This window comes from Acidobacterium sp. FHG110202_01 (assembly GCF_059115305.1).
Genome location: NZ_JBZYWJ010000024.1, coordinates 1 through 1,686, shown reverse-complemented (window position 1 = coordinate 1,686; position 1,686 = coordinate 1). Strand labels below are relative to the sequence as shown.

Here is a 1,686-nt window from a genome sequence, read left to right as displayed (position 1 = left end):
TCTCGCGGTACTGAAGAAAGACCAGTATCCACAGCGCGCACGCCACCAGCCCCGGAGCAATGCTCGCCGGCGCAAGCGTCAAATGAAAAGCAAGGATGTTGTATAACTCCGCTGCAAGCAGCGTGAGAGCCAGCGGCACAAAGAATCCCGAAAGCAAAAGCAATCCACCAACCAATTGAATCGCGAAGAAGAATGAGGCAAAATGCGATGAACTGATTGCAACGAAAAACTGTACTGCCAGCGGATTCGGCGGCGGCGGCTGGTGGATGAAGTTGAGAAATCCGTTCAGGCCAAAGACTGTAAATATCAATCCAAGCAGATACCGCGCAATGATCGAAACAATCTTCATGTGTCGTCTCCCTTAGATTGTCTGCGCGTGTGCCTGCACGGCCTCAAGGTGCGGCGCGAGAAACGCATCGCGGTCCTGCCCATGGTTCAGCGCTGTGGTGCCGCCCGCGGTGAGGAAGGTCGCATCAGTCACGCCGATGAAGCCGAATACCGACCGCAGATACGGCTCGACAAAATTGAACGAGGCCATCTGTGTCTGGGCGTCGTAAATCCCGCCGGTCGCGATAATGAAGGTCGCCTTCTTGCCAGTAAGCAGTCCTTTCGGAGTCCCATCCGCATAGGAAAAAGTCTTGCCCACGCGCACGATCTGGTCGATCCAGAGCTTCAGCACCGAGGGAACGCCGAAGTTGTGCATTGGCACACCGAAGACATACTCATCAGCCTGCTCGAGCTCGGTGAGCAGCGTATCCGAAAGTGCCAGCAGTTCCTTTTGCTGCGGAGTGCGTGCCTCCTCAGGAGCGTAGGCGGCGCCTACCCAATCGGCGGTAATGGGCAGGATCGTGGTCGCATTCAGATCGCGATCAACGACTGTCCCAGCCGGATGTGAGGATTTCCATTGAGTGACGAACGCGTCAGTCAACTGGCGCGAGACTGATCGTCCATACAACGGACTGGAATCTATGTGAAGTAGTGTTGACATGGCAAATAAATCTCCTATGCGACAAATGATGATTAATCAACATTTGTCGATTCAATAAATCGACAAGTGTTGCATACGCATCTATTGCTGCAGGGAGGAGATATCCTCGAAAGTGCAATGACTCAGACGCTCCAATCCGGCAGCACGGTGGAACACATAGATCCCCGCATTCTGCGCACCCGCCGCATGCTGGTGGAGGCTCTGATCAGGCTATTGAATCAAAAGGAGTTTGATGACATCTCCGTACAGGAGATTGCTGACGAGGCCACGCTGAACCGGGCCACCTTCTACCTTCATTATCCAGACAAGAATGCCCTGCTGCAGGCAATGACGGCCGCCCGCTTTCGCGATTTGATCGAGCGCCGCGGCCTTTCCTTCTCGAACTGTGACGGTGCCCTGCGCGCCATTGCCCTGGGCGTCTGCGACTATCTCGCCGAAACCACAGGCTGTCCCAGCCAGTTGGTGAAGATGCCCCTGGAAGGCTCCATCATCCCGGTGGTAGAAAGCATATTCCGGGAAGGCGCTGACAATCACGCGATGCTACCTGGAGCCGATCCCGAACTGCTGGCAACGACGGCCGCCTGGGCTATCTTCGGTGCTGCACGACGGTGGTACCAGACACCAGGCCGCATCCCCGCTGAGGAGATGGCTGCCAGGATTGAAACGATGGTCAAGCCGATCTTTCTTAGCGCTTCACA

At 55.6% G+C, this 1,686-nt stretch carries 3 protein-coding genes; 1 reads left to right on the top strand and 2 read right to left on the bottom strand.

Annotated elements, in window-relative coordinates; genetic code table 11:
- Both AC5S16_RS23145 and AC5S16_RS23140 read right to left on the bottom strand, forming a co-directional pair.
- On the bottom strand, positions 1 to 349 hold a 349-nt coding region (locus tag AC5S16_RS23145; protein WP_493932493.1), incomplete at its 3' end, for a hypothetical protein.
- Between the two features lie 12 nt (positions 350 to 361).
- Positions 362 to 988 carry an FMN-dependent NADH-azoreductase gene (locus AC5S16_RS23140; RefSeq protein WP_493932492.1) on the bottom strand — a complete coding sequence of 209 codons (627 nt, stop codon included), beginning with the start codon at positions 986 to 988 and terminating at the stop codon, positions 362 to 364.
- A 117-nt stretch (positions 989 to 1,105) separates the two neighbouring features.
- Here AC5S16_RS23140 and AC5S16_RS23135 point away from each other — a divergent pair.
- Positions 1,106 to 1,686 (top strand): TetR/AcrR family transcriptional regulator (locus AC5S16_RS23135; protein ID WP_493932491.1); only part of this gene is annotated, 581 nt, incomplete at its 3' end.

Coding starts and splice junctions, on each gene's coding strand:
- AC5S16_RS23140 (WP_493932492.1), bottom strand. CDS start 988: ATGTCAACACTACTTCACATAGATTCCAGTCCGTTGTATGGACGATCA.